This is a genomic window from Streptomyces sp. NBC_01260 (assembly GCF_036226405.1).
GTDB classification, from domain to species: Bacteria; Actinomycetota; Actinomycetes; order Streptomycetales; family Streptomycetaceae; genus Streptomyces; species Streptomyces laculatispora.
In genome coordinates this window covers 7,370,293-7,395,417 of record NZ_CP108464.1, presented here as the reverse complement: position 1 = coordinate 7,395,417, position 25,125 = coordinate 7,370,293, and the positions used below count along the sequence as shown (strand labels likewise).

Genomic DNA, 25,125 nt, shown 5'->3' with positions numbered 1-25,125 from the left:
CCCATGACCGTCGACACCGTCGATCTCATCGACCTCTACGCCGGGGAGGGAGGCGGGAACGAGGAGTACGAGTTCCCCGCATCCGACGCCCAGAGCCGCCTGCTGGTCCTGGACCAGCTGAATCCGGGCTCCGCCCAGTACAACGTGCCGGTCGCCTTCGCCGTGCACGGGCCGTTCGACACCTTCGCGTTCGGCCGGGCGCTGGACGCGCTCGTCGCCCGCCACGAGGCGCTGCGGACGGTCTTCCGGACCGCCGAGGACGGCACCCCGGCGCAGCGTGTCTCGGCCGTCGGGCGGGTGCGGCCCGTGATCCACCGGGACGTGCCCGTGGACCGCGCGGACGCCCTGATCCGCGCCGAGGCCGCCCGCCCCTTCGACACCGCCGCGGGGCCGCTGCTGCGCTGCGCCGTGTACGCGGTGGACGACGGCAGCCACCGGGTGCTCCTGGTCGCCCATCACCTGGTCTGCGACGGCTGGTCGCTCGGACTGATGCTGGACGGGCTGTCCGAGGGATACCGGCACGAGACCCGGGGCTCGGCATACCGGCCGGCCGAACTCCCGCTCCAGTTCCCCGACTACGCGGCCTGGCAGCGGGAGCGCACCGCCGACGGCGCGTTCGAGGCGTCCGTGGAGCACTGGGTCGACCGGCTGCGCGGCGCGCCCACCGCCATGGAGCTGCCGCTGGACCGTCCGCGACCGCCGGTCCGCACCGCCGCGGGGGGCACCGAGCGCTTCCTGCTCGGCGCCGAGGTCAGGGAACGCCTGGCCGAAGTGGCCGCGGCCCAGGGCGCCACCCCGTTCATGACGGTGTTCGCGGTGTACACCGCGTTCCTCTCCCGTCTCTCGGGCGGCGAGGACCTGGTCGTCGGCTACCCGGCATCGGGGCGCGAGCGGCCCGAACTCCAGGAGATGGTCGGGATGCTGACCAACACCCTGGCGCTGCGCGTGGACGTGTCCGGCGACCCGTCGCTCGACGAGCTCACCCGCCGCGTCCGGGCCTCCCTGCTGGCGGCCCGGCCGCACCAGGACGCACCGTTCGAGGCGGTGGTCGACACCCTCGCCCCGGTCCGTGAGACCAGCCACGACCCGGTGGTGCAGGTGGCGCTCAGCTACGAGGACGAGGCCGCGCCCGGTCTGCGGCTGGCCGGGGCCACGACCGAGCGGCTCGCCCTGACGCTGGACACCGCCAAGTTCGACTTCCACCTGTTCGTGGAGCGGTGGGACGATCTGCTCGCCGCCCAGTTCATCTACCGCAGCGACCTGTTCGAGGCCGCTACGGTCCGCCGCTGGACGGACAACTTCCGCACCCTGCTGGCCGGGCTCCTCGCGGACCCGTCCGCGCCGCTGTCCACGGTGGAGCTGGTGGGGGCCGACGAGCGCCGCCGGATCATCGACGGCGCCGACCGGCTCGCCGAGGCCGCGCCGCTGGACCGTCTGGTGCCGGACCTCATCGCCGACCGGGCGGCCGAACGCCCCGACGCCACGGCCCTGGTCTGCGGCGGCCTCCGGCTGAGCTACGCCGAACTGCTCGGCCGGGCGGACGCGCTGGCCGCCCGGCTGCGCGCCGCCGGGGTCCGGCCCGGCTTCCGGGTCGGCCTGCTCCTGCCGCGCTCGGCCGACCAGGGCATCGCGGCCCTCGCCGTCCTGCGCGCGGGCGGCGCCTACGTACCGCTGGACCACGCGCAACCGGAGGCCAGGCTCCGCCACATGCTGGAGAGTTCGGGCACGGGTCTCCTGCTGACCGCCCGGGAGACCGCGGAGAAGGGGGCGGGCCTGGAGGTGCCGTGCATCCGGGTCGACCGCCCGGCCGTCACGGACCCCATCGTGCCGGCGCCCGCCACGACCGCAGCCGCACCGGCGCCCGGGGATCTCGCCTACGTCCTGTTCACCTCGGGCTCCACCGGGGTGCCCAAGGGCGTCGCCGTCGAGCACCGGGCGCTGGTCAACCTCACCCGGGCGGTCCGGCACTCCTTCCCCGTGAACGCCGACGACCGGGTGCTGCAATTCGTCTCGTTCGGCTTCGACGTGGCCGTCTCCGACCTGTTCTTCCCCTGGGTGGCCGGAGCCGAGCTGCACATCCCGCGGGAGGACGAGCGGATCGGCGAGGCGCTGCTGGAGCGGCTGCGGGACTCCCGCATCACGTACGTGTTCCTGCCGCCGTCCGCCGCGATGCTGCTGCCCGACCTGACCGGGCAGCTGCCCGACCTGCGGACCGTCGCGGTCGGCGGCGAGGCGTGCCCGGCCGAGCTGGTCGGACGGCTCAGCGCGCCCGGCCGGCGAATCGTGAACGCGTACGGGCCCAGCGAGGTGACCGTCTACGCGACCACCGGGGACCTCACCCCCGGTGAGCCGGTGGCGCTCGGCGGCACCGTGCCCGGGGCCCGTGTCTACGTCCTGGACGAGCTGCTCCGGCCGGTCCCCGCCGGGGTCGCCGGTGAGATCTACGTGGCCGGCGCCTCGCTGGGACGGGGTTACATCGGCCGGCCGGGCCTGACCGCGCAACGGTTCGTCGCCGACCCGCACGGCGCACCGGGCACCCGGATGTACCGCACCGGCGACCTCGGCCGGATCGACGCGCACGGCCTCATCCACTACCTCGGACGCACCGACCTCCAGGTCAAGCTGCGCGGCGTGCGCATCGAACTCGGCGAGATCGAGACCCTGCTGGCCGGTGCGCCGGGCGTCGCCCTGGCGGCGGCCACCGTGCGCGGCAAGGGCACCGCGCAGCGGCTCGTGGCGTACGTGGTGGGCCGGGACGGGGAAGCGCCCCCGGACGCGGAACTGCGCGCCCATCTCGCGAAGCGGCTGCCCGGGTCGATGGTGCCCGAGGTGTTCGTGCGCCTGGACGAGATGCCGATCAGCGGCAACGGCAAGCTCGACCGGGCCCGGCTCCCGGAACCCGTCACCGTGCGGTGCCGGCCGGACGGCTCGGCCACCGTCGCGGGCACCGCGACCGAGCAGTTGGTGGCCGGTCTGTGGGCCCGCGTCCTCAACCTCGAACTGGTCGCCGTCACCGACCACTTCTTCGATCTGGGCGGCAACTCGATCCGGCTGCTCAGCGTCCTGTCCGCCCTGCGCGAGCTGGGGACGTACGGCGAACTGAGCCTCGTCGACCTGTTCCGCCACCCCACCGTCACCTCCCTCGCCGCCCACCTCGACCGGTCGGCCCCCGGGCCCGCCACCGGGGCCCCCGGCACCTCCCCCACCACCGAAACGGCCGCCGCGCGCGGCGGTGACCGGCACGCACGGCGCACCGCCGCCGCCCAACGACTCAGCTACCGGAAAGGCTCCACACGATGACCGAGAACGCAAGCGCCGCCGAGCCCCTCGCAGCCGACTCCGCGATCGCGGTCGTCGGAATGAGCGGCCGCTTCCCCGGCGCCCCCGACCTGGACACCTACTGGCGCAATCTGCTCGGCGGGCTCTGCTCGGTGACCGATTTCACCGAGGAGGAGCTGATCGCCGACGGCGCCGACCCGCAGGAGGTCCGGGGCCGCGACTACATACCGGCCAAGGGCCACCTCGCGGACGCGGACCGCTTCGACGCGGAGGTGTTCGGCTTCAACCGCACCGAGGCGGCGGCCCTGGACCCCCAGCACCGGCTGCTCCTGCAGACGGCCTGGTCCGCGCTGGAGGACGCCGGCCGCAACCCGCTGGGCGGCTCCGCGCGTACCGGCGTGTACGTGGGCGGCGGCTCCACCGAGCACATGCTGGCGGCGCAGACCGATCCGAAGCTCGCCGCGTCCATCGGGGCGCTCCAGGTGCGCATCCTCACCGACCGCGAGTTCCTCGCCCCCTGGATCTCCTACCGGCTGGGCCTGGAGGGGCCGAGCCTGACGGTGCAGACGGCCTGCTCGACCTCGCTGACGGCGGTGCACCTCGCGGTGCAGTCGCTGCTGCTCGGCGAGTGCGACACCGCGCTGGCCGGCGGTGTCGCCGTGGACACGGTGCACAAGCGGGGATACGTCCACCACCAGGGCGGCATCTTCTCCCCGGACGGCCGCTGCCGGCCCTTCGACGAGCGGGCCGGCGGCACCGTGCCCGGCAACGGGGTGGGTGTGGTCGTGCTGCGCCGGCTGTCCGACGCGCTCGCCGACAACGACCCGGTCAGGGCGGTCATCCGGGGCAGCGCCGTCACCAACGACGGTGCCACCAAGGTCGGGTTCACCGCGCCCGGCGTCGACCAGCAGACCGCCGCGATCGTGGAGGCCTGGGCGGCCGCCGGTCTCGACCCGGCCGACGCCCAGTACCTGGAGGCGCACGGCACGGCCACCGCGCTCGGGGACCGCATCGAGGCGGCGGCGGCGACCGCCGCGTTCAAGGGGGCGCTCGGCACCGGGCGGATCGGGATCGGCTCGGTGAAGTCGAACATCGGCCACCTGGACGCGGCGGCGGGCGTGGCCGCGCTGATCAAGTCGGTGCTCATGCTGGAGCACGCCACGCTGGTGCCGAACGCCGACGCCGGCCGCGCGCACCCCGAACTGGGCTTCGACGACTCGCCCTTCCACCTGATCGAGCGGGCGGCCTCCTGGCCGGAGCCCGAACTCGGCCCCCGGCGCGCCGGGGTGAGCTCGGTCGGCATCGGCGGCACGAACGTGCACGTGGTCCTGGAGCAGGCTCCCCCGCGCGACGGCGCCGAGTCGCCGGACGGCCCGGAGGTGCTGCTGCTGTCCGCCCGCACCCGGGAGGACCTCGACGCGCTGGCCGGCCGGCTGGCCGCGGCACTGCGGGCGCCGGGCGCCCCGTCGCTCGCCGACACCGCGCACACGCTGCGCGTGGGCCGTGCCCCGATGGCCGTGCGCGGCTATGTGCGGGCAACGGACCGTGCGGGCGCGGCGGACCTGCTCGCCGCACTGGCCTCGGGCGGCGCGGTGAGCCCCGCTGGGCCCGACCCGCTCGGCGAGGCCTGGCTGGCGGGCGAGCCGGTGCCGGCGGAGGGCGGCGGCCGGCGGACCGCTCTGCCGTCCTATCCCTTCTCCGGCCCGAGCCACGGCGCCTACCGCCTCTTCCCGGTCGCCCCGGCCGGGGAGCAGCCGGAGCGGGAGCCGGAAGGCCGCTCGGCGGACCTGGAACAGGACATCCGCGCGCTGCTCGCCGAGGCGCTGGGCCTGGCGGACGCCGACGACGCGGAGATGACGTACTTCGCGGCCGGCGGCGACTCCCTGACCGCCGTCCACCTGGTCGGCTGCCTGCGGGACGACTTCGACCTCGACGTCCCGATCACGCTGTTCCTGGAACAGCTGACGCTGCACGAGATGGCCCGGCAGATCATCGCGGTCCGGGAGGGTGACGACTCCCTCGACGCCCTGCTCGCGGAGTTCGAGGCGGAGTGAGTGACCACATCGCACAGGGCTTGGGCCCGACCCCTCCGGGTCGGGCCCAAGCCCTGCGCGATGAGCGATGTGCGGTGTCAGCCGGTGGCACGGGCCGCCCGGCCGGGCACGTTCGCGGCGACGAGTTCCGCCACACGGTCCAGGTGGTCGCCCAGGAAGAAGTGACCGCCGGGCAGCACATGCCGCTCGAAGGGACCCTCGGTCTCCTGCTCCCAGGCCTGCACGCCCTCGACGGAGACCCGGGGGTCGCTGTCACCGGTCAGCGCGACGACCGGGCAGCGCAGCGGCGGCCCGGGAACATGGATACGGGAGAAGAGCATGGCGTAGTCGGCGCGCAGCGGCGGCAGCGCGAGCCGCAGGATCTCGGGATCGGCCAGCAGTTCCTCGTCCGTACCGGACAGCAGCCGCATCTCCCCGATCAGGTCCTCGTCGCTGGGCGGGTTGGGCACCCGTGCCTGTCGCGGCAGCGACGGGGCCTCGCTTCCCGAGACGAACAGTGCCGCGGGCGCCCGCCCTTCGGCCGCGAGCCGCCGCGCTGTCTCGAACGCCAGCAGCGCGCCCATGCTGTGGCCGAACAGCATGAGCGGCCGGCCCCCGCTCGCGGGGAGCGAGGCCAGCACCGCGTCCACGACATCGCCGAACCGTTCGGCGAACGGTTCGGCGATGCGGTCGTGGCGCCCGGGGTACTGCACGACCAGTGTCTCCGCCCTCCCCGCGACCTGGGCCGACAGCGGATGGTAGCCACTGGCCGAACCACCCGCGTGCGGGAAGCACAGCAGTTGGGCTCCGGCGTCGGGGGCCGGGCGGAAGCACCGTATCCAGTTGTTCACGACATCCCTTCTCTCGTACTCGGTCCGGTCCGTGACCGGCTCCGCGAACGATCCCCGCTCACGGTGCGGCGGCGATCCAGTCCTCCAATTGTTCACGAGTGGTCGCCGGGTCCGCGACGAGAACGGCGAGTTCGTCGTCGCGGGGTTCCAGCGTCGTGAGGGCGGGGCAGCGGTGACAGGCCTCGACGCCGGCCTGGTTCCACCACTTGCAGTGCGGGCGGAGGTGGCACCGTGGCACGGCGACCGGTCCGGTCTCGGCCGGAACGGTCTTGATGCGTTCGATCAGCCCGCAGGCCTCGCCGACCCGGTTCGCGCAGTCCGACACGCAGTGCGAGGCGAACCGGAGCACCCGGTTGGGGGCGATCCCCTCCGGGATGGCGCCGAGCACATCGGCGGCGGGTACGGGTTCGGCCAGATAGACGACCTGGCCGCGATCCCCGGACCGAACGCCGAGGACAACGGACTCCGGGCGGCTCGCATCGCCACTCGGACACCATCTCAGGGGACTCTGCTGCCCGTCCTGGGCAAGGTCCGCGGTGCTGTCCACGGTGCTCACCTCCTATTCGTCAGCAGGAACGCGCAGCAAGTGTGTTGATCACTATGCCGCCGATGACCCCATCAGTGACGGCGCCGTTCTGCTGCTCGACGGCCACCGCCTGCGCGATGCTCTTGGCGAGCTGCTCCTGGCTGGTGATCCGGTCCGGACGCTCGGCGGCATTGGCGGTACCGCTCACCGTGACGAGACCGGCGACAAGAGCGGCGGCAGCGGCCGCGGTGCGCATGCTGTTGTTCATCCCTGTCCTCCAAGAAGTCGGTTATCACTTACAGGAGTTGACGGTAGATTCCGCAGCCGGCCGCGATCGGCAGTTACGGCGGCATCTTCGGCGGCGCGGTTCCCGGCACGGCCTTCCCCGGTTGCCCTTCACATCGGCCCTGTTGGCCCATCGCCACTCGTCCGGGTCATGCCGGGCTCGCGGGATCGGGCACGCACCCCGGTCCGGCCTGGTACAAACGAAGGACCCTCGAATCGGCATGATTCCGGTGCCGCAAGGGAGTTCGACGTGCCTGGAAGGGTCATTGTTCGTGGCCGGGGCTGTGGTCCGCACGGTCGCCGGGTCGAAGCGGGCACGGGTCCGGGCGCGGTGTGTGCTCCGCACTTCCGCTCATCGCATCCCTCAGTCTGGAGAGCCCTGTTGAACACGTCCCCGGTGAGCTCCGCAGCCGACCGCCCGCACCGCATGGACCCGGCGGGCGGCTGTCCGCACGCGGCCAACGCCCGGCTGCTGGCCCGGGGAGCCGTCACGCCGGTGATCCTCCCCGGCGAGGTGGAGGGCATGGCGGTACTGGGGCACGACGCGCTCAAGGAGTTCCTCTCGCACCCCGATGTCGCCAAGAACGCGCGGCACTTCGCGGCGCTCCGGGCCGGCGAGATCGCCGACGGCTGGCCGCTGAGGACATTCGCCACGGTGCAGGGGATGACCACCGCCGACGGCGCGGACCACCGGCGGCTGCGGTCCCTGATGAGCAAGGCGTTCACCGGGCGCCGGGTCGAGGAACTGCGTGCGCGCATCGAGGCGTTGACAGCCTCGCTCCTGGACAGCCTCGAAGCGGCGGCCGCCACCGGCGGCGGTGTCGCCGATCTGCGTACGCATTTCGCGTTGCCCTTGCCGATGGGCGTCATCTGCGAACTGCTGGGCGTGGATGCCGCACACCACGACCGGCTGCACCACCTGTCCAACCAGATCGTCGCCACGGACATCGGCCCGGAAGAGGTGAAGGCGGCCAACCGGGAGATGGTGGAGGTGCTGAGCGCGGTCGCCGCCGCCCGGACGGAGAGTCCGGGGGACGATCTCACCAGCGCGCTGATCGCGGCCCGCGAGGAGAACGGCGACCGGCTCGGCCCGCACGAGCTGATCGGCACCCTGATGCTCACGATCATCGCCGGCCACGAGACGACGCTCAATCTGATCACCAACGCCGTCCGGGCCCTGTGCACCCACCGTGACCAGCTCGCCCTGGTGCGGTCGGGCGGGGCGAGCTGGGCGGACGTGGTCGAGGAGACGCTGCGCTGGGACAGCCCGGTCAGCTACTTCCCGTTCCGCTACCCGACCCGCGACCTGGAGATCGGCGGCACCGTGATCCCCGCGGGGACCCCGGTGCTCGCCGGCTACTCCGCGGCGGGCCGCGACACATCGGCCCACGGCCTCGATGCCGGCCGCTTCGACATCACCCGCGACAGCGGGGCCCGGCACCTCTCACTGGGCCATGGCGCGCACTACTGCATGGGCGCCCCGCTGGCCCGGATGGAAGGCGTTGCCGCGCTGGAGCAGCTCTTCACGCGCTTCCCCGGCCTCGATCTCGCCGTCCCCGAGCCCGAACTGCAGCGACACGCGTCCTTCGTGGGCAACAGCGTGCGGCGGCTGCCGGTACGGCTGCACGGCTGAGGCCGGATCCTTCAGCCGCACACCGGAGGAGAACTCCCGGTCATGGACGGCCGGAAGTCGATGGATCCAGCGGATTCCGCCTGCCATGGTGTCGCCATGACTGCCCCCTTCGACGCACCGGCCGATGCCCTCGCGACCGCCGCTGAGCGGTTCCCTCTCCAGTTCGCCCGTACCCGGCGCTTCTCGCTCGGCGTGCCCAGGCAGTTCACCGTCTCCCCGGACGGCGAGCGCGTGCTGTTCGTGCGCGGGACGTCGGGCACCGACCCGGTGAGCCGGCTCTGGCTGTACGAGAACGGCGCGGAGCGGATGCTCGCCGGTCCCGCCGGGCCCGACTTCACGGACGAGGCGCCGGGCGAGGTGCCTCCGGAGGAGCTGGCGCGGCGGGAACGGGCCCGGGAGACCTCCTCGGGCGTGGTCTCCTACGCCGCGGACGAGACCGCGCGGCTGGTGGCCTTCGCGCTTCAGGGCAGGCTCTGGGTGGTGCGCACGGACGGCGGGGGGCCTCGCCGGATCGCCACGGCCGGGCCGGTCGTGGACCCGCGCCCCTCTCCCGACGGTTCCCTGATCGCGTACGTGTCCGGCGGCGCGCTGCACACCGTGCGGGCCGACGGGACGGCTGAGCGCCTGCTCGCCGGACCGGAGGGCGAGCAGGTGACGTACGGGCTGTCCGACCACGTGTCGCAGGAGTCGATAGGGCGTTCGCGAGGTTACTGGTGGTCGCCGCACAGCGATGCGCTGCTGGTGGCCCGAGTGGACACCGCCGGGGTCCGGCGCCGCTACATCAGTGATCCGGCGAATCCGGAGCGGCCGCCGCGCGTGGTGCCGTATCCGGCCGCCGGCACGCCGAACGCGAAGGTGTCGCTGCATCTGCTCCGGGTGTCCGGGGAACGGACCGGTGTCCGGCTGCCCGCGGCCGCCGGCGAGGACCACCCCGAAGGCGCCTGGACGGACCGGGCCTTCGAATACGTCGTGTCGGCGGGCTGGGACGGCCGGGGGCCGCTGGTCTCCGTGCAGACGCGTGACCAGCGGTCCGTCCATGTCCTGGCGGTGGACGAGCGGTCGGGCGGGACCCGGACGGTGAGCCGGGCGCACGATCCCGCCTGGGTGGCGCTGCGGCCGGGCACACCGCTGCGGCTCGCCTCGGGTGCGCTCGCCGTCGCCGCCCGGCCGGGCGGCGACACCCAGGGTCTGGACATCGGCGGCACCGCGACACCGCCGGGTCTGGAGGTCCGCGAGGTGGTCGGCGCGGCGGGCGGGCGGGTGTACTTCACCGCGGGCGAGGAGCCGACCGAGACGCATGTCTGGTCGTACGCGACCGACGCACCCGAGGAGGGTTTCGTACGGGTCAGCGACGCACCCGGTGTGCATACGGCGTCGGTCGGCGGGCCGACGGTGGTGCTCGACAGCAGGACTCCGGACGGCCATACCGTGACGGTGCTGCGCACCGGCGTTCCGGTGGGCCGGATCGCGGTCCTGGCGGAGGAACCGCTCGTCACCCCGAGGCCGCTGGCCCTGAGCCTCGGTGAACGGGAACTGCGCAGCAGGCTCTACCTGCCGTCGTGGCACCGGCCGGGCGACGGTCCGCTGCCGGTGCTGCTCAGCCCCTACGCGGGCCACGGCATGCAGGTCGTGCTGAAGGTGCGTACCTGGTGGGTCGCGGTCGCCCAGTGGTTCGCCGAGCAGGGCTTCGCGGTCCTGGTGACGGACGGGCGGGGTACGCCGGGGCGCGGCGAGGCCTGGGAGAAGGCGGTGCACGGCGACCGTCTCACCGCCGTGCTGGAGGACCAGATCGACGCGTTGCACGCGGCGGCCGCGCTCCACCCCGACCTGGACCTGACACGGGTGGCGATGCGCGGCTGGTCGTTCAGCGGCTATCTGGCGGCGGCCGCCGTGCTGCGTCATCCGGAGGTCTTCCATGCCGCGATCGCGGGTGCGGCGTCGATCGACCGGCGGCTCTACGACACCCATTGGGAGGAACGGTTCCTGGGCCACCCGGATGTGTTTCCGCAGGACTACACCCGCAATTCCCTCCTGGACGAGGCCGGGGCCCTGATCCGGCCGCTCATGCTGGTGCACGGTCTTGCCGATGACAATGTGGCCGTGGCTCACACGCTGCGGTTCTCCGCAGCGCTGCTGGCCGCCGGCCGGCCGCATACGGTGCTGCCGCTGTCGGGCGCCGGCCATCTGGTCGGCCAGGAGCGGACGGCGAGCGGTCTGTTGCTGCTGGAGCGGGATTTCCTGAGGAAGTCCCTGGGGCTTTGAACACGGGGTGCCGGCTGCGCGTACCCCTGGACGAAGCATCGGAGCCAAGTACACCGTGGAAGGGAAAGCCAGCATGAGCACATCGCAGGACCACGAGGGCCGTCCCGGGCGCCGGACCGTCGTCACAGCGGCGGGCGCCGTCTCCGTGGCCGCCGTACTCACCGCGTGCGGCGGCTCGAAGGAGGCGGCCGGTTCCGGCGCCGTCGAGCATGCCGGTGAGAGCGGGGCCGGCGCCGGGGGCGGCGTGCTCGCGAAGACCACCGACATCCCGGAGGGCGGCGGGAAGATCTTCACGGAACAGGGGGTCGTGGTGACGCAGCCCGCGGCCGGTGAGTTCAAGGCGTTCTCGTCGAAGTGCACGCACACGGGCTGCACGGTGTCGAGCGTCGCAAACGGCACCATCAACTGCCCCTGTCACGGGAGCAAGTTCGACGTGGCGACGGGCAGCGTGAAGACGGGTCCCGCAACCGAGCCACTGCCGGCCACCCCGATCAAGGTCCAGGGCGACTCGATCAGCCTCGCGTCCTAGAACGGCCCCCCAGCCAACAGCCGAGCACATCGTCCGTGGCGGCGACGGTGGCGACCAGGGCGAGGGTGTTGCGGATCATCGCGGGGGTGTAGTCGGCAGGCACCCCCGCGATGGCGTCGGACGGCACCACCGCCGTGTAGCCGAGGTTCACGGCGTCGAACACCGCGTTGGGGATGGCCACGTTGGCCGACACCCCGGTGACGACGAGCGTGCGGCAGCCCAGGTTGCGGAGCAGCGCGTCCACATCCGTGCCCGCGATGGGCGAGAGCCCGTGGAGTCTGCGGACGACGAGGTCCTCGTCCGCCACCTCGATCGGCTCGGCGATCCGGACCGCCGTGGTGCCCGAGTGCTGCTGCACGGGCAGTCGCCCGGCGGCGCGGAAGAGCCGGGCGTTGTGGTTGGCACCGCGGCCGTCGGGACGGCGTTCGGCCACGGCGTGCAGCACCTGGACACCGCTCTCGTGAGCGGCGGCGACCAGCCGGGCCACGTTGTGCAGCGCCCCGGAGGACCTGGCCTCCTTGGCGAGTTCGGGCAGTGCGCTGCCCGGCCCCACCACCCCCTGCTGGCACTCCACCGTCAGCAGGACGGTGGAGGCCGGAACGATCTGTTCGGCGAGCTGTTCCCTGGACGGCACGGCTGCCCCTCTCGGCGACGGAACGGGCGCGCGAGGCTAACCTCCATTGCGCGATGAGGGAAGAGGCTCCATGATTCCTGACACACAGTCAGCTAACAGGAGGGGGCTCCCCATGGCCGTCATTCAGCGACGGGGCCGCCGGATCATGATGACGGACGAGGAACGCGACACCTACCTCGCCGAACAGCGCACCTGCCGGGTCGCCACCGTCGGCCCGGACGGCCGCCCGCACGTCGGGGCGCTCTGGTTCTGCTGGGACGGCGCCTCGCTGTGGCTCTACTCGATCACCCGGAGCCTGCGCTGGACGCAACTCGGCCACGACCCGAAGATCGCCGTGGTCGTCGACGACGGAGTGGAGTACGGGGAGCTGCGCGGCATCGAGCTCTCGGGCGACGCGGTGTTCGTCGGCGAGGCACCGCGTACCGGCGAGCCCTGCCCGGAACTCACTGTCCCCGAGCAGCTGTTCGCGGCGAAGTACTTCGGCATGGAGGTGATGCCGCACGACGGCCGGCACGCGTGGCTGCGCCTCACCCCTGAAGCCGTCACCTCCTGGGACTTCAGCAAACTCGCCGGTCCGAGCGGCGTCTGAGAACCCACCAGGACCGCCGCACCCGGGTGCGGCGGCAGGGCGGCACACCGCCCCGCCGCCCGCCGCGGGACCTATCTGTCCTCCATCGGTTCGTCCAGCTCACGGCCCGCCTCCCGCAGCGCCGCGACCGCCGCCCTGATCGACGGCCGCCGGTCCGCGTCCGCCCGCCAGACGGCATGGACATGCCGCCGCATCCTCTGCCGGACGGGCACCAGCCGAACCCCCTCCGGCACCGGTCCGCGACCGAGCCTGGGCGCCACACACACCCCCATACCGGCTGCGATCAGGGCGAGCTGGGTGTGGTGCTCACCCGCAAGGTGGGCGATTCGCGGTTCGATGCCCTTGGAGCGGAGGGTGAACATCAGCCACTCGTAACAGAACTCGCCCTCGGGCCAGGACACCCAGTCGTCGTCGGCGAAGTCCTCCAGATCCACCTCGGCCCGGTCCGCGAGCGGATGCCCGGTCGGCATCGCGACGTCCGGGACGTCGTCGAGCAGTTGAGCCGTGGCCAGACCGCCCGGCACCGGCAGCCGCTTGTTGCTCCAGTCCAGCACCACCGCAAGGTCGATGTCGCCCCGGAACACCGCGCGAACTCCGGCCTCGGGCTCCAGCTCACTGGTACGCACCCGGAGTTCGGGGTGATCCGCGCGCAGGGCGAGCAGGGTGGACGGGAAGAGACCGCGTGCCGCGGTGGGGAACGCGCCGAGCCGGATCTCGCCCACCACCTCGCCCCGCTGCGCCTCGATGTCGGACTGGGCGAGCTCGACCTGGGAGAGGATCCGGGCCGCGTGGTCGGCGAGCAGCTGTCCCGCATCGGTGAGCCGGACCCCGCGGCCGTTCTTGGCGAGCAGTTGCTGACCCACCTCACGCTCCAGCTTGGCCATCTGCTGCGAGACGGCCGACGTCGTGACGTGCAGACCCTCGGCGGCGCCACTGACCGAACCGAGCCGGGCGAGGGCATCCAGGGTGCGCAGGCGCTCCAGATTCAACATGTAAGCAATGCTACGCGGACTGTCACACAAAGTCTCACTTGTGCTACGAGATTGAATTGGTCATCGTGGAGCCCATGAGCGCACCGCCCGCACCGCCCGTACCAACAGCCCAGCCGCCGGCCGGGGCCGCCGACGCACCGGCCTCCTCCTTGACCGACCCCGCCTCGTCCGCCGGACCCGCCTCCCCTGCCGACCCCGTCGGCGCAGCCCTCCGGCCGGCTCTGGACTGGCGGCTGCGCTTCGCGGCGCTCTCGCTCATCTGGGGATTCAGCTTTCTCCTGATCAAGGTCGGCACCGACGGGTACGCACCGTTCCAGGTCACTCTCGGCCGGCTGCTGTCGGGCACGGCGGTGCTGGCCGTGGCCATGGCGGTGAAGCGGGAGCGGCTGCCGCGCACCGCCCGCACCTGGGGCCATCTGGCCGTCGCCGCCTTCTTCCTCAACGCGCTGCCGTTCTCGCTCTTCGCGTACGCCGAACTGACCATCCCCTCGACGCTGGCCGGCATCTGCAACGCGACCTCACCGCTGTGGGGCATGGCGCTGTCGCTGGTCGCGCTCTCGGAGGACCGGCCGACCCGCCGCCGGGTCGCCGGCCTCGGGCTCGGCTTCCTCGGGGTGCTGACCGTGCTGGGTGCCTGGCAGGGCTTCTCCGGCCTGGACTTCACCGGTACGGCGATGGCGCTCCTGGCCTCCCTCAGCTATCCGGTCGGCTGGATCTACGTCCGCCGGACGCTGGCGGGCAGCGGCTCGTCGACCCTCGCGCTCACGGGCAGCCAGCTCTTCCTGGGCACCGTGCAACTCGCCGTGGTCACTCCGCTGTTCACCTCGGCCCCGGCGGGGTTCCCGCTGCTGCCCACCCTGGCCGTGATCGCCCTGGGAGCCCTCGGCACGGGACTCGCGGTACTCCTCCAGTACAGGCTGGTCACCGAGGTCGGCCCGACGACCGCACAGATGGTCACCTATTTCATCCCGGTGATCGCCACCGCCGCCGGAGTCACCGTGCTCGGCGAACAGCTGAGCTGGAACACCCCGGTCGGCGCCCTCGTGGTCCTGGCGGGGGCCGCACTGACCCAGACCAGGCCCCGGGCCGCCGGGGCGGCCGCCCTGGCGGAACCCGCCCCTGCCCGGCGGTAGCTCAGCCGTAGCTCAGGGGCTTGGCGGGCCCCGCCGCTGCCGCCACCGCGTCCGCCAGGGGCCCGATGTCCGCGTCGTCGAGCGGCGACACGGTGATCCGGATTCCCTGGGGCGCGGACATCCGGAACCGGGCTCCGGGCGCCACCGCCCAGCCCGCGTGCAGCAACCGCGCCACGGCGCCGGTCTCATCGCTCACCGGAACCCATACGTTCATACCGCTGCGGCCGTGCGCCTCGACACCTCGGGCCTCCAGCGCCCGCACAAGGGCGTCCCGGCGATGCGCGTACGACTGGGCCACCGCCCGTGAGTCCACGGCGCCGGAGGTCCACAGGTGCACCATCGCCCGTTGCAGCAGCCTGCTGACCCAGCCGGGGCCCAGCCGCTGCCGCCCCGACACCCGGTCCGCCGTGACCGCGTCGCCCGTCAGCACGGCGACCCGCAGATCCGGTCCGTACGCCTTGGCCACCGACCGCACGAACGCCCAGCGGTCCGTGGCACCCGCCAGCGTGTGCAGCGGCAGATCGACGATGGCGTGCCCGTGGTCGTCCTCGATCAGCAGCACGCCCCGGTGGCCGGCGAGAACCGCCCGCAGTTCTGCGGCGCGCGCGGCGCCGATCGCGGCCCCGGTGGGGTTCTGCGCCCGGCCGGTGACGACGACCGCACGGGCGCCGCCCTTCAGCGCCGCTTCGAGAGCGTCCGGCAGCGGCCCGTCGTCGTCGAGCGCGACGGGCACGGGACGCATCCCCAGTGCGGGCACGAGATCCAGCAGGCTGCCCCAGCCCGGGTCCTCGACGGCGACCGCGTCGCCGGGTCTGAGGTGGGCCGTCAGCACCCGTTCGATCGCGTCGAGCGACCCCGAGGTGGCGATCACCGGCCCGGCCGGAACGCCGTCGGCGTCGAACCCCCTTCGCGCGAGCGCGGCGAACTCCGGGTCCACGGGTGCCTGCGCATACATCCCGGGCGCCTGCGCGTATGCCTCGGTGACCGCCGCGAACGCCTCACCCAGGGCGGGCAGCAGCGCCGGGTCCGGGTTCCCCTTCCCCAGGTCCCGCACCCCGGGCGGTGCCTCGATCCGCAGCGATCCACGTGCGGTGCTCGCGGGCCGCGGCCGGATCCGGCTGCCCCTGCGCCCGGCCGTCTCGATCACCCCGCGCTCACGCAGGGTGCGATAGGCGGCCGCCACCGTATTGGGATTCACCTCCAGCCGTGCCGCCAACTCCCTCATGGGTGGCAGCACTTGGCCGGGGGCCAGCTCCCCCGAGCCGACCGCCTGCTCCACATTGGCGGCAATTTCCGATGCGCGCCGTCCGGTGATCCGATACTCTCCTAGCACAAACAAGAGTATGCACTAGTGCAATGGAGTACGCAATGCCGGACACCCAACCGCCGCAGACCACGGGCCCGGACGCCGCAGCCGCTTACGAACCGACCGGGCGTACGGTCCCGACCCGCTCCCGCGAACGGGCCGCGTACGACCGCGAACAGATCCACTCGATACTCGACGAGGCCTACGTGTGTCATCTCGGCTTCGTGCGCGACGGGGCCCCCGTCGTCCTGCCGACGCTCTTCGGCCGGGTCGGCGAGCGGCTCTACGTACACGGATCCACCGGCTCCCGCCCGCTGCGGACGGCGGGCGGGAGCTCCGACGGCCTCGCCGTGTGCCTGACGGTGACGCATGTCGACGGGCTGGTACTGGCCCGCTCCGCCTTCCACCACTCGCTCAACTACCGCTCCGTGGTGGTCCACGGCATCGCGCACGCGGTGACCGACCCCGAGGAGCGGCGCACCGCGCTCGACGCGATCGTCGAGCAGGTCGTTCCGGGGCGCTCGCAGGACTCGCGGCCGGCCGACGAGAAGGAGCTGGCGGCAACCGCCGTGCTCCGGCTGGATCTGCGGGAGGTGTCCGCCAAGGTCCGCACCGGCGGCCCGAACGACGACCCCGAAGACCTCGAACTGCCCCACTGGACAGGCGTCGTCCCGCTCACACGCGGCTTCGCCGCCCCCGTTCCGGCGGCCGACCTCGACCCCGCCATCGCGGTTCCGGACTATCTGAAGGCGCTCTGAACCACCCCGGGGCGGCGGGCCCTCATCGAAAAAGGAGCGGCCCGCCGCCTGTCGGTCAGGCGTGGGCGGCCGCCTCCCGGCGGGCGTTCGCGGCGCCGCGGGTCTCGGCCACCGCCAGCCCGGCCACCGCGGTGAGCAGCAGCAGGGTCCCGGCGACGGTGGCCGCGGTGAGCTCCTCGCGGAGCACGACGACGGCGATGGCCGCCGCACTCACCGGTTCGAGGAGCATGATCACCGAGACGGTGGCGGCGCGCACCACCGCGGCTCCCGCGAAGTAGAGCGCGTAGGCGAGCGCGGTCGGGATCGCGGCCACGTACACCAGCAGGGTCACCACCTGCGCCGGGTGCGCGGTCTGCGGCACGATGCCCTCGCCGGCCGCCATCGGCAGCAGCAGGACCGCCGCGATGGCGAACGCCCAGGCGCTGGTGGCGAGCGCGTCCGTACCGCCACCGTCACGGCCGAGCCAACGGGTCAGCAGGGTGATCGCGGCGTAGCCGGCCGCGGAGAGCAGTGCCAGCGCGATACCGGCGGGCCGCACCGTCCCCGCGTCGCCACCGAGCACCAGCACGGCGAGCCCGGTCAGCGCGCCCGCCACCGCGGCGAGCCCGCCGCCGCCCAGCCGCTCGCCCATGGTCAGTCGCGCGCCGACGGCGATGAGGACGGGGCCCGCTCCGAGTGTGACGACGGTCCCGACCGCGAGGCCGGTGACCTGGACCGCGGCGAAGTACGCGGTCTGGAAGACGGTGAGCCCCACGCCGGTACCGACGATGCGCAGCAGCCGGCGACGACGGGGCCCGTCGGCGGCCGCGACCTTCGCGGGCCGCAGCGCCAGCGCGGCGAGCAGGAGTACGAGGCCGCCCGCGCAGCGCCAGAACGACAGCGCGAGGGGGCCGAGATCACTGGCCTCGAAGATCAGCGAGGCGGCGGCACCGGCCGTACCCCAGGCCACTCCGGCGATGATCAGATAGCAGAGGCTCCGCCCGGTGGACAGGCCGGAAGCAGGATTCGACACGGGTACTTCTCCAAGGAAGACGGGAAGGTGGTCGCTCGGCTCCGCACGCGGGCAGCGACGAACCGCTCGGGGACTGCCCGAGCCCGGTCTTCGTCAGATGTGGCCGCCCGCGCTAAGCGGCGGGAGGCGGAAGTACGGTCGAATGCATGATCGTCACCCTATGTGGCGGCGCGGCCGGCGGACAACTCCCCCTCGGTCGCGACCGGCTCACCGCCCGGCCCCGAAGCGACGGGGCCGGAGGGCGGCTTCGGTGTCGAGGACTGTGCGATGAAGGCGCCGAACAGCACCAGCGAACCGCCGATGAGCTGCGGGGCGGCCAGATGTTCCCCGAGCAGCACCCAGGCGAGCACGGTCGCGATGACCGCTTCCAGACAGGCGACGACACCCGCGACCGCCGGGGACAGCAGCCGCACCGAGATCACGCCGGTGACGTACGCGATCACGGTGGCGAGCAGCACGATCCAGACGAGCAGCAGCCAGGCGGGCACGTCCGTGCCGTTCATGGCGGTGTCTGCGCCGAGCAGCGACCAGTCCATGCCCCACGGCCGGGCCACCACGGTGAGAACGACGGCGCCGATCAGCAGCCCGTAGGCGATGACCCCGACCGGGTGCGGCGGTTCGGCGCCCGCCGCCTGCTCGCCGCTGCCCTGGGCGGAGAGGACGAAGTAGCCGACCTGGCAGCAGGCGGCGCCGAGTGCGAGCAGCAGACCGACGACGTCGAAGCTCAGCCCGGACCACACCTCGACCACACACGCCAGACCGCCCACGGCCAGGACCACGCCGACGGCGGCCGCCCGGGTCACCGGGCGGCGCTGGACGAAGCGCACCCAGCCGAGGACGAGCGCCGGCGCGAGGTATTCGACCAGCAGCGCGACACCGACCGGGATACGGGAGATCGCCGCGAAGTAGCAGGCCTGGACGCCCGCGACGGCGAGCAGGCCGAATCCCAGCAGCAGCACGGGCCGGCTGCGTACCAGAGCGCGGTGGCGCCAGGCCACGGGCAGCATGACGAGCGCGGCGCCCGCCACCCGGAGCCACACCACATGAAGCGGGTCGAGCCCCGCCTCGATCAGCGGCTTGGCCGCCACTCCGGAACCGCCGAATGCGAAGGCCGAGGCGAGGGCGAGTCCCAGGCCGGCGCTTCTCCCGTGAGACGCGTGCATCGGCACATCATGACAGCTGCCGACAGGAGCGTCATCCCGGAGACACCTGACGCGGGTAACACTCCGATGTCGCTGTCACCCCTGACACGTACGAGCCGGTGGCGTAGGAACGCGGCCCGAGCAGCCCTACCTGCCGGCCGCGCGGGCCACGCCCAGCCCGTCCATGCAGTCGCGGACCCGCGTGATGAGACCGTCCCTGACGTCGATGATCAGCAGCCCGGGGATGCGGGCACGCCCGCCCCCGGCCGATTCCATCTCGACGACGTGCTCGGCGATGACCGTGCCGGGCTCGGTGCCCCCATGGACGACCACGTCCCTGATCCCGGCCACCCGGGGCCGATGCGGACCCGGCGCTGGTCATGCAGTACTTCGGCTCCAAGCGCGGACTCTTCACCCGGGCCCTGCAGACGGCCCCCGCGCCGGGGGCGCCGGGGGACGGTGCGGCGCTCCTCGATCAGCTGCCGGCCACCCTGGGCGTCAAGCTCGGCGGCATGCCCGACGGCACTCTGGCCATGCTGCGCTCCCTGCTCACCGACCCGGCCTCGGCCGACCACGCCCGCGAGGCGCTCGGCCGGCAGATCAGCGGCATCGGCGGCGCACTGCCTGCCAGCGAGGACGGCGCGGACGGGGAGCTGCGTGCGGCGCTGATCATCACCACGATGCTGGGTGTGACCATCGGCCGTCAGCTGCTCGGGCTCGATGTCTTGCGGGACGCCCCTGCCGAGCGCATCGGCACCCTGCTGCGTCCGGCCATCGCCGCCCTCACGGAGCCGCCGGACTGAGCCCGGCGGTCATCCCCGGCCGGAGGCCTCCACGATCCGGTCCGCGAGCAGCGCCGCATCCACGCCCGCCCGCTCCAGCACCTCGACGGCCCGGCACTGGCGGTCCGCGGCCAGCGCGGCGAGCAGATCGAGGCCGCCTGCCCGTTCCCGGCCCCGGAGCCGGGCGCGCCGGTGCGCGTCGTCCATCGCAAGGGCGGCGCAGGGCGACCAGCCCTCCACTCCCGCGTCCGGCGCGCCCGACACCACCGGAATCGCTCCGGAGTCCTCGATCGCACCCTGCCAGCGGAGCCCGTAGCCGATACTGCGCTGGACGAGATAGCCGAGCACCCTGGCCAGCTGCGGTCCGCCGGCGAAGGCGGTGCGGACCTCAGGGTCCGACTCGATCAGGGAGTGCAGCAGATGAGCCGTGTCGATCTGCTGGTCGCCGTCGCGGAGCGCGCGCCTGCGCGCACCCGTCACCACGGCGGCCAGCTCCGCGGTGAGCTCGGAATCGGTTTCGGCACGGTGGTTCAGTGCGGGTTGCTGGGGAATCCGCGGTGTCCGGTTCTGCACTCTCCCACCTCATCAGCCCTGACGGCCCGGAACGTCCCCGGAGAGGCCCATTGACGCATCCCACCCGAGTTGGGCACAGAAGCGCGGCTCCTCCTCCTTACGGATGAGATCGCGCCGTTCTGGAATCCGATCCAGAAAATCGGCGCGCGCCGCCTTGCCATGCGCTCCCGGAGCAACCGGAAGCCTGCCCGTACACGTCCCACGGCCCGGAGCGCTGTGGCGGCGGCGGAAGGAGCGCCGGAGGTGAGCTGGCTGGTCGCCCTGCCCGCACTCGACGGGCGTGATTACGTCTACCGGGTCCACGCGCCCCGCGACGCGCTGCCCGCGGACCTCTTCTGGGCGGCGTTCCACTGCCACGACGACGGGCCGCACCCGCGCGCCTCCGACCGCTTCGACTCGGCGCGGATCTGGCGGACCGGAAAGTGACCCGCAGATCTGACAGTTCATCAGTATTGAATGTTCGGGCCACTGAGGCTACGTTCCGCGACACCGTAACCCGTCGAGAAGGGGTGGCCCCATGGCCGAAGTCAGTGCAGAGGCGCGCATCGAGGCACCGGCCGAGAAGGTCTGGGCCCAGCTGACCGACTTCAGCACGTACGGGGAGTGGAACGCCACCCACACCAGCTTCCCCAAAGGCGGACCGGCCACGCTGGAACTCGCGGGCACCTACGAGGAGAACATGAAGCTCATGGGGTTCCCGGCCGAGGTGACCTGGACGGTCTCCGAACTGGAGGACGGCCGCCTGCTCACGACCACCGGGAAGGGCCCGATGGGCGTCAACCTGAAGATGCGCTACGCCCTGACACCGGACGGGGACGCCACCACGGTCCGCATCGACGGCGAATTCACGGGAGCGGCGGTCTCCCTGATGGCCGGCAAGCTCAAGGACTCGGCCACCGCCGCCCTGATCGAGTCACTGCGCAAACTCGACGGACTCATCGTCGCCTGACAGCCGGCGGTCCGGCCGCCCGGACCGGCCGCCCGCGCACCGGCATCGAAAAGGCCCCGCGGGACATCCGCGGGGCCCTTCGACGTACAGCTCCTCAACCTTCGCACCGGGCGGCTCAGTGCTCGCCGGCGAGAATCAGATAGAGCTTCTTACGGGCGTCGTTGATGACCGTGAGCGCCTTCTCTCGCTGGTCGGCCGAACCGGTCTTCCAGACCTGGCCGAACGCCTCCATCAGACCGAAACCGGCCTGCCGGACCTCATTCACGCCCTCCCAGTCGACGCCGCGGCCGACCTCTTCCCAGGGCGCCTCGGGGCCCGACTCGACCTCGGTGCGGCCGGCGTCGGTCAGCGTGAACAGCTTCTTGCCGCCCTCGCTGGCGCTGACGATCAGACTCTCGTCCTCCAGGAGCTGAAGGGTCGGGTACACCGAGCCGGGACTGGGCCGCCAGGCCCCGCCGCTGCGCTCGCCGATCTCCTGGATCATTTCGTAGCCGTGCATCGGCCGGTCCTTCAGCAGGGCCAGGATCGAGGCACGTACGTCACCGCGGCGCGCCCTTCCCCGGCCGCCGCCCCGGCCGCGTCCGCCTCCGAAGGGGCCACCGCCGAAGGGTCCGCCGCCGAACGGCGGACCGAACTGCCCGAAGGCCGCCCGGCGCCCCTCGAAGTCACCCCGTCCGTGCTCTCCGGGCCCACAGGGGCCGTGCCCATGTCCATGTCCGTGCTCATGTCCGTGTGAACGCATCACTGCACTCCTTCTATCGTTGATCTGTCGCGATGCGTCAACGATATATCGGAACCGGTCGCTTGACAAACCCCTTCCCGAGTGACCTGTGTGACCTGTGTCAACGAAGTTCGACTGGTCTGTCCTGTCCCTCGCTTTCTTGTCGCTGTCCCGGGTGAGGTTGTTCAGTTCACCGTCCGTCCCGGGGCATGTTGCCGCCCGCCGCATGCACCCGGGCTCGGTGTCCCGGCATGTTTTGTCGCTCGCTGCTGTCTGTCCCGCTTCGTTTTCGCTCTCAGGGGCGGTTTGGACGCTGATTCGTTGCTGGCTGGCGGGCTGTGTGGCTTTCTCGTGATCAGGGCTTGTGCGTTCGCTCTGGTGAGGGGGCCGGATGACTGTCGAGGCGTTCGCCGATGTAGGGCACGGCGTTTTCGAGGTCGAGTACGTCGATGCGGACCGCGTTCGCCGTCGTGAGCCGCTGTCGGCGGTGTGAACGGAAAGATTCGAGACGCTGCCGCCGGTGCGGAAGGTGCGTGCGTACGGCGGGCAGCGGTCGGTGACCCGGGATTACTGGTCGACGACCATGCGCAGGGCTCTCGCGTGTGAGTCGCGGCTGGAGCGTGATCACGCGATGCTGATGGACTTCGATCCGCAGGTGACGGGGCTGGTGTCGCAGCCGTTCCGGCTGTTTTGGCCTACGCGCCGAGGGCGCCTGGGGCACGTCCCGGACTTCTTCTTCCGTCTTGCTGACGGCACCGGGACGGTGGTCGATGTCCGTCCGGATGACCGGATTGAGCTGGACGACGCCGAGGCGTTCGCAGCGACCGAGCGGGTCTGTGAATTGGCTGGCTGGTCGTTTAGGCGGGTGGGGATGATCAGCCCGGTTCTGCTGGCGAACGTGCGCTGGCTACGGGGCTACGGCCATCCCAGGTGTTGGCGGCAGGAGACCGCGGGACGGCTGCTGGAGGCGTTCGGCGAGCCGAGACCGCTGTTCGCCGGGGCGGAGGCGGCCGGGGACCGGGTCGCGGTGCTGCCGGTGCTTTACCACCTGCTCTGGCGAGGGGCGCTGGTTACAGAGGTGGAGTCGCAGGTCATGGGGCCCAACTGCATGGTCCGGCGGTCAGGGACGGGGGTGGAGCCGTGGTGATGCGCAATCCGTTGGTGGTCCGGCCTGGCGACCGGGTGCGGTTCGACGGCACAGTGCAGACGGTGGCCGGGCTGTCGGGCATGTTGGTCCGTCTCGCGGACGAGGCGGGCGGGACGAGCACGATGCATCTGCCGACGCTGATGATGTCGCCCGGCTTCGAGGTGCTCGGCTCCGGCAGCCGGAGGGTGATGCCCACGGGGTTGCTGGACCACGTCCCTCCCGGCCAGGCCGAGGAAGCCTTGTGGTGGCACCGGCACATGGTCGAGCTGCGGACGGGGCTGCTGCCGGACGCCCCGCAGGGGGCCTTGCCGCGGCCTGAGTACGACCCGGCCACGCGGACGTTGGCCGAGCGCGAGGCGTCCAAGGCCGCCGAGTTGTCGGTGGAGTTGGGTCGGCCGGTCAGCGCGCACACGATGCGCTGGCGGCGACGCCGCCATCAGGAACGGGGCATCGCGGGCATGGTCGATGGGCGGCACGCGCCGCGTCGGCCGGTGCACGGAAAGCTCAGGCCGGAAGTCGTGGACGAGTTGCAGCAGTTGATGAGCCAGGCCACGGGCGGTTCCACCCGGACGGTCAGCTACTACTTCGAGCGTGTCAGCAAGACGGTCAAGGACAAGTACGGCCAGGAGGCGGTGCCGAAGCGGTCGGCGTTCTACCGGCTGTTCCAACGGCTGGAACGTGGCCGTCACACCACCGGGTCGGCGCGGACGCGCCGGTCCCTGGCGAACCAGCCCGAGGGCGTCTTCGATCAGGTGACGGTCTGCCGACCGGGCGAGTTGATGGAGATCGACTCCACCCCGTTCGACGCGTTGGTACGCCTGGACCGGGGCGTGGTCGGCAGAGTCGAGTTGACCGGGCTGGTCGATGTCGCCACGCGCACGGTCACCGCGGCAGTGCTGCGGCCGACGACGAAGTCGGTGGACGCTACCTTGCTGCTGGCTCGCTCGGTGACGCCGGCGCCGATGCGTCCGGGCTGGACGAAAGCGCTGCGCATGGAGCGGTCGGTGCTGCCCTACCAGCGGTTGCTCGCACTGGACGAGCGGCTGCGGCACGCGGCGGCAGTCCCGCTGATCATTCCCGAGGCAATCGTGGTGGACGGTGGCAAGGCGTTCTTGTCGAAGAACTTCCACATGGCCTGCGACGCGTTCGGCACCGAGGTGATCCATGCGCCGCCCAGGACGCCGACGCACAAGCCGCACATCGAACGCACGCTGGGGTCGGTATCCACTATGTTCGCGCAATTCGTCTCGGGGCACACCGGCCGTTCGGCCGAGCACCGCGGGCGCCGGGTCGAAGACGAGCCGCTATGGTCACTGCCGCAGTTACAGGAACTGCTGGAGGAGTGGATCACCGCCAAGTGGCAGAACCGGCCGCATGACGGCTTGCGAGACCCGCTGGCCCCGGGGCGGACGTTCTCGCCGAACGAGAAGTACGCTGCGCTCGTGGAGACGGCCGGCTACCTGCCGCTGGCGCTGTCGGCCGAGGACTACCTGAAGTTGCAGCCGACAGGCTGGCAGGCGGTCAACTCCTACGGAATCAAGATCAAGCACCGGCTCTACGACTGCGACGGGCTCAACACGCTGCGGCGGGAGAGGTCCGGGCTGACCGATCACAAGGACCGGTGGGAAGTACGTCACGACCCTTACGACGTCCGTGTGGTCTGGCTTCACGATCACCGCGAGGACACGTGGATCACGGTCCCCTGGCGGCTGTTGTCTTCCCAGCCGGTCCCGTTCGGGGAAATGGCCTGGGACCACTCCTCCAGAGACCTGCGCGAAAAGCAGAGCGCCACAGTGACCGAGGAGGCGATCTCCGAGGCGGTGGGGGATCTGCTGGAACGGGCGGGCACCGGCCCCGTCGAGGAGAACGAGGCCCCGCCAGTTCGCAATCGGCCCCGCAGCCGACGCTCCGAGCGGGCAGCCGCCCGCACCCGCGCCACTACTGAACTTGAATTGGTGATGTCGGCCTGACCCTGACCAGCTGACACGA

Annotated in this window: 24 protein-coding genes; 13 read left to right on the top strand and 11 right to left on the bottom strand. The window is 72.2% G+C overall.

Features of this window, described 5'->3' with window-relative positions:
* The first annotated feature begins 3 nt into the window (after window positions 1-3).
* Together OG322_RS33020 and OG322_RS33015 are read left to right on the top strand one after the other, a co-directional pair.
* Window positions 4-3,300 (top strand): non-ribosomal peptide synthetase, encoded by a 3,297-nt coding sequence (locus OG322_RS33020; RefSeq protein WP_329307353.1) that lies wholly within the window; start codon window positions 4-6, stop codon window positions 3,298-3,300.
* Complete coding sequence (locus tag OG322_RS33015) at window positions 3,297-5,333, top strand: type I polyketide synthase (protein ID WP_123468123.1); 2,037 nt, start codon at window positions 3,297-3,299, stop codon at window positions 5,331-5,333. Before OG322_RS33020 ends, OG322_RS33015 begins: the two co-directional genes overlap by 4 nt.
* A 77-nt stretch (window positions 5,334-5,410) precedes the next feature.
* On the opposite strand, the gene OG322_RS33010 is transcribed toward OG322_RS33015, so the two are convergent.
* The 3 genes from OG322_RS33010 to OG322_RS33000 are packed head-to-tail and all read right to left on the bottom strand — an operon-like array spanning window position 5,411 to window position 6,957.
* Window positions 5,411-6,163 (bottom strand): thioesterase II family protein, encoded by a 753-nt coding sequence (locus OG322_RS33010; protein WP_123468125.1) that lies wholly within the window; start codon window positions 6,161-6,163, stop codon window positions 5,411-5,413.
* A gap of 58 nt (window positions 6,164-6,221) precedes the next feature.
* Window positions 6,222-6,710: a hypothetical protein gene (locus OG322_RS33005; protein WP_123469674.1), complete on the bottom strand. Its 489-nt coding sequence runs from the start codon at window positions 6,708-6,710 to the stop codon at window positions 6,222-6,224.
* Between the two features lie 19 nt (window positions 6,711-6,729).
* On the bottom strand, window positions 6,730-6,957 hold the full coding sequence (locus tag OG322_RS33000; RefSeq protein ID WP_123468127.1) for a hypothetical protein: 228 nt from the start codon (window positions 6,955-6,957) through the stop codon (window positions 6,730-6,732).
* 444 nt (window positions 6,958-7,401) lie between these two features.
* Here OG322_RS33000 and OG322_RS32995 point away from each other — a divergent pair, with 444 nt between their 5' ends.
* The 3 genes from OG322_RS32995 (at window position 7,402) to OG322_RS32985 (ending at window position 11,398) form a co-directional block, all read left to right on the top strand.
* Entirely contained in the window at window positions 7,402-8,607 is a 1,206-nt protein-coding gene (locus OG322_RS32995) for a cytochrome P450 family protein (protein WP_329307792.1), read from the top strand.
* 96 nt (window positions 8,608-8,703) lie between these two features.
* On the top strand, window positions 8,704-10,869 hold the full coding sequence (locus OG322_RS32990; protein ID WP_329307352.1) for a prolyl oligopeptidase family serine peptidase: 2,166 nt from the start codon (window positions 8,704-8,706) through the stop codon (window positions 10,867-10,869).
* Between the two features lie 73 nt (window positions 10,870-10,942).
* Window positions 10,943-11,398: a Rieske (2Fe-2S) protein gene (locus OG322_RS32985; protein ID WP_329307351.1), complete on the top strand. Its 456-nt coding sequence runs from the start codon at window positions 10,943-10,945 to the stop codon at window positions 11,396-11,398.
* Here the strand turns inward: OG322_RS32985 and OG322_RS32980 are convergent.
* Entirely contained in the window at window positions 11,382-12,032 is a 651-nt protein-coding gene (locus OG322_RS32980; protein ID WP_124286899.1) for a cysteine hydrolase, read from the bottom strand. The two genes, OG322_RS32985 and OG322_RS32980, sit on opposite strands and share 17 nt — an antisense overlap.
* A gap of 112 nt (window positions 12,033-12,144) precedes the next feature.
* Between OG322_RS32980 and OG322_RS32975 the strand changes: the two genes are divergently transcribed.
* Window positions 12,145-12,621, top strand: coding sequence for a pyridoxamine 5'-phosphate oxidase family protein (locus OG322_RS32975; protein ID WP_329307350.1), 477 nt, complete (start codon window positions 12,145-12,147; stop codon window positions 12,619-12,621).
* Between the two features lie 71 nt (window positions 12,622-12,692).
* Here OG322_RS32975 and OG322_RS32970 read toward each other — a convergent pair whose 3' ends face one another.
* Entirely contained in the window at window positions 12,693-13,613 is a 921-nt protein-coding gene (locus tag OG322_RS32970; protein WP_123468134.1) for a LysR family transcriptional regulator, read from the bottom strand.
* Between the two features lie 38 nt (window positions 13,614-13,651).
* On the opposite strand from OG322_RS32970, the gene OG322_RS32965 reads away from it, so the two are divergent.
* Window positions 13,652-14,746: a DMT family transporter gene (locus tag OG322_RS32965; RefSeq protein WP_123468135.1), complete on the top strand. Its 1,095-nt coding sequence runs from the start codon at window positions 13,652-13,654 to the stop codon at window positions 14,744-14,746.
* Window position 14,747: 1 nt separating this feature from the next.
* On the opposite strand, the gene OG322_RS32960 is transcribed toward OG322_RS32965, so the two are convergent.
* Window positions 14,748-16,079: an aminotransferase class I/II-fold pyridoxal phosphate-dependent enzyme gene (locus OG322_RS32960; protein ID WP_123468136.1), complete on the bottom strand. Its 1,332-nt coding sequence runs from the start codon at window positions 16,077-16,079 to the stop codon at window positions 14,748-14,750.
* Between the two features lie 35 nt (window positions 16,080-16,114).
* On the opposite strand from OG322_RS32960, the gene OG322_RS32955 reads away from it, so the two are divergent.
* Window positions 16,115-16,810, top strand: a complete 696-nt coding sequence (locus tag OG322_RS32955; protein ID WP_123468137.1) for a pyridoxamine 5'-phosphate oxidase family protein — start codon at window positions 16,115-16,117, stop codon at window positions 16,808-16,810.
* 55 nt (window positions 16,811-16,865) lie between these two features.
* On the opposite strand, the gene OG322_RS32950 is transcribed toward OG322_RS32955, so the two are convergent.
* The 3 genes from OG322_RS32950 to OG322_RS32940 form a co-directional block, all read right to left on the bottom strand.
* A complete protein-coding gene (locus OG322_RS32950; RefSeq protein ID WP_124286904.1) occupies window positions 16,866-17,822 on the bottom strand; it encodes a DMT family transporter in 957 nt (318 codons plus the stop codon).
* Between the two features lie 158 nt (window positions 17,823-17,980).
* Complete coding sequence (locus OG322_RS32945; RefSeq protein ID WP_329307349.1) at window positions 17,981-18,985, bottom strand: EamA family transporter; 1,005 nt, start codon at window positions 18,983-18,985, stop codon at window positions 17,981-17,983.
* A gap of 126 nt (window positions 18,986-19,111) precedes the next feature.
* A complete protein-coding gene (locus OG322_RS32940) occupies window positions 19,112-19,315 on the bottom strand; it encodes a hypothetical protein (protein WP_329307348.1) in 204 nt (67 codons plus the stop codon).
* A 29-nt stretch (window positions 19,316-19,344) separates the two neighbouring features.
* Here OG322_RS32940 and OG322_RS32935 point away from each other — a divergent pair, with 29 nt between their 5' ends.
* Window positions 19,345-19,767, top strand: coding sequence for a TetR/AcrR family transcriptional regulator (locus OG322_RS32935; RefSeq protein WP_329307347.1), 423 nt, complete (start codon window positions 19,345-19,347; stop codon window positions 19,765-19,767).
* 9 nt (window positions 19,768-19,776) lie between these two features.
* Here the strand turns inward: OG322_RS32935 and OG322_RS32930 are convergent, their stop codons facing one another.
* On the bottom strand, window positions 19,777-20,319 hold the full coding sequence (locus tag OG322_RS32930) for a Clp protease N-terminal domain-containing protein (protein WP_206432537.1): 543 nt from the start codon (window positions 20,317-20,319) through the stop codon (window positions 19,777-19,779).
* Between the two features lie 243 nt (window positions 20,320-20,562).
* Between OG322_RS32930 and OG322_RS32925 the strand changes: the two genes are divergently transcribed.
* Window positions 20,563-20,745: a hypothetical protein gene (locus OG322_RS32925; RefSeq protein ID WP_123468148.1), complete on the top strand. Its 183-nt coding sequence runs from the start codon at window positions 20,563-20,565 to the stop codon at window positions 20,743-20,745.
* Between the two features lie 91 nt (window positions 20,746-20,836).
* Window positions 20,837-21,268 carry a type II toxin-antitoxin system Rv0910 family toxin gene (locus tag OG322_RS32920; RefSeq protein ID WP_124286908.1) on the top strand — a complete coding sequence of 144 codons (432 nt, stop codon included), beginning with the start codon at window positions 20,837-20,839 and terminating at the stop codon, window positions 21,266-21,268.
* A 115-nt stretch (window positions 21,269-21,383) separates the two neighbouring features.
* On the opposite strand, the gene OG322_RS32915 is transcribed toward OG322_RS32920, so the two are convergent.
* Entirely contained in the window at window positions 21,384-22,010 is a 627-nt protein-coding gene (locus OG322_RS32915; RefSeq protein ID WP_123468151.1) for a PadR family transcriptional regulator, read from the bottom strand.
* Window positions 22,011-22,509: 499 nt separating this feature from the next.
* Here OG322_RS32915 and OG322_RS32910 point away from each other — a divergent pair, with 499 nt between their 5' ends.
* Both OG322_RS32910 and OG322_RS32905 read left to right on the top strand, forming a co-directional pair.
* Complete coding sequence (locus OG322_RS32910) at window positions 22,510-23,136, top strand: TnsA-like heteromeric transposase endonuclease subunit (protein ID WP_260147356.1); 627 nt, start codon at window positions 22,510-22,512, stop codon at window positions 23,134-23,136.
* Window positions 23,137-23,171: 35 nt separating this feature from the next.
* Entirely contained in the window at window positions 23,172-25,106 is a 1,935-nt protein-coding gene (locus OG322_RS32905; protein ID WP_329307346.1) for an integrase, read from the top strand.
* Window positions 25,107-25,125 lie beyond the last annotated feature (19 nt).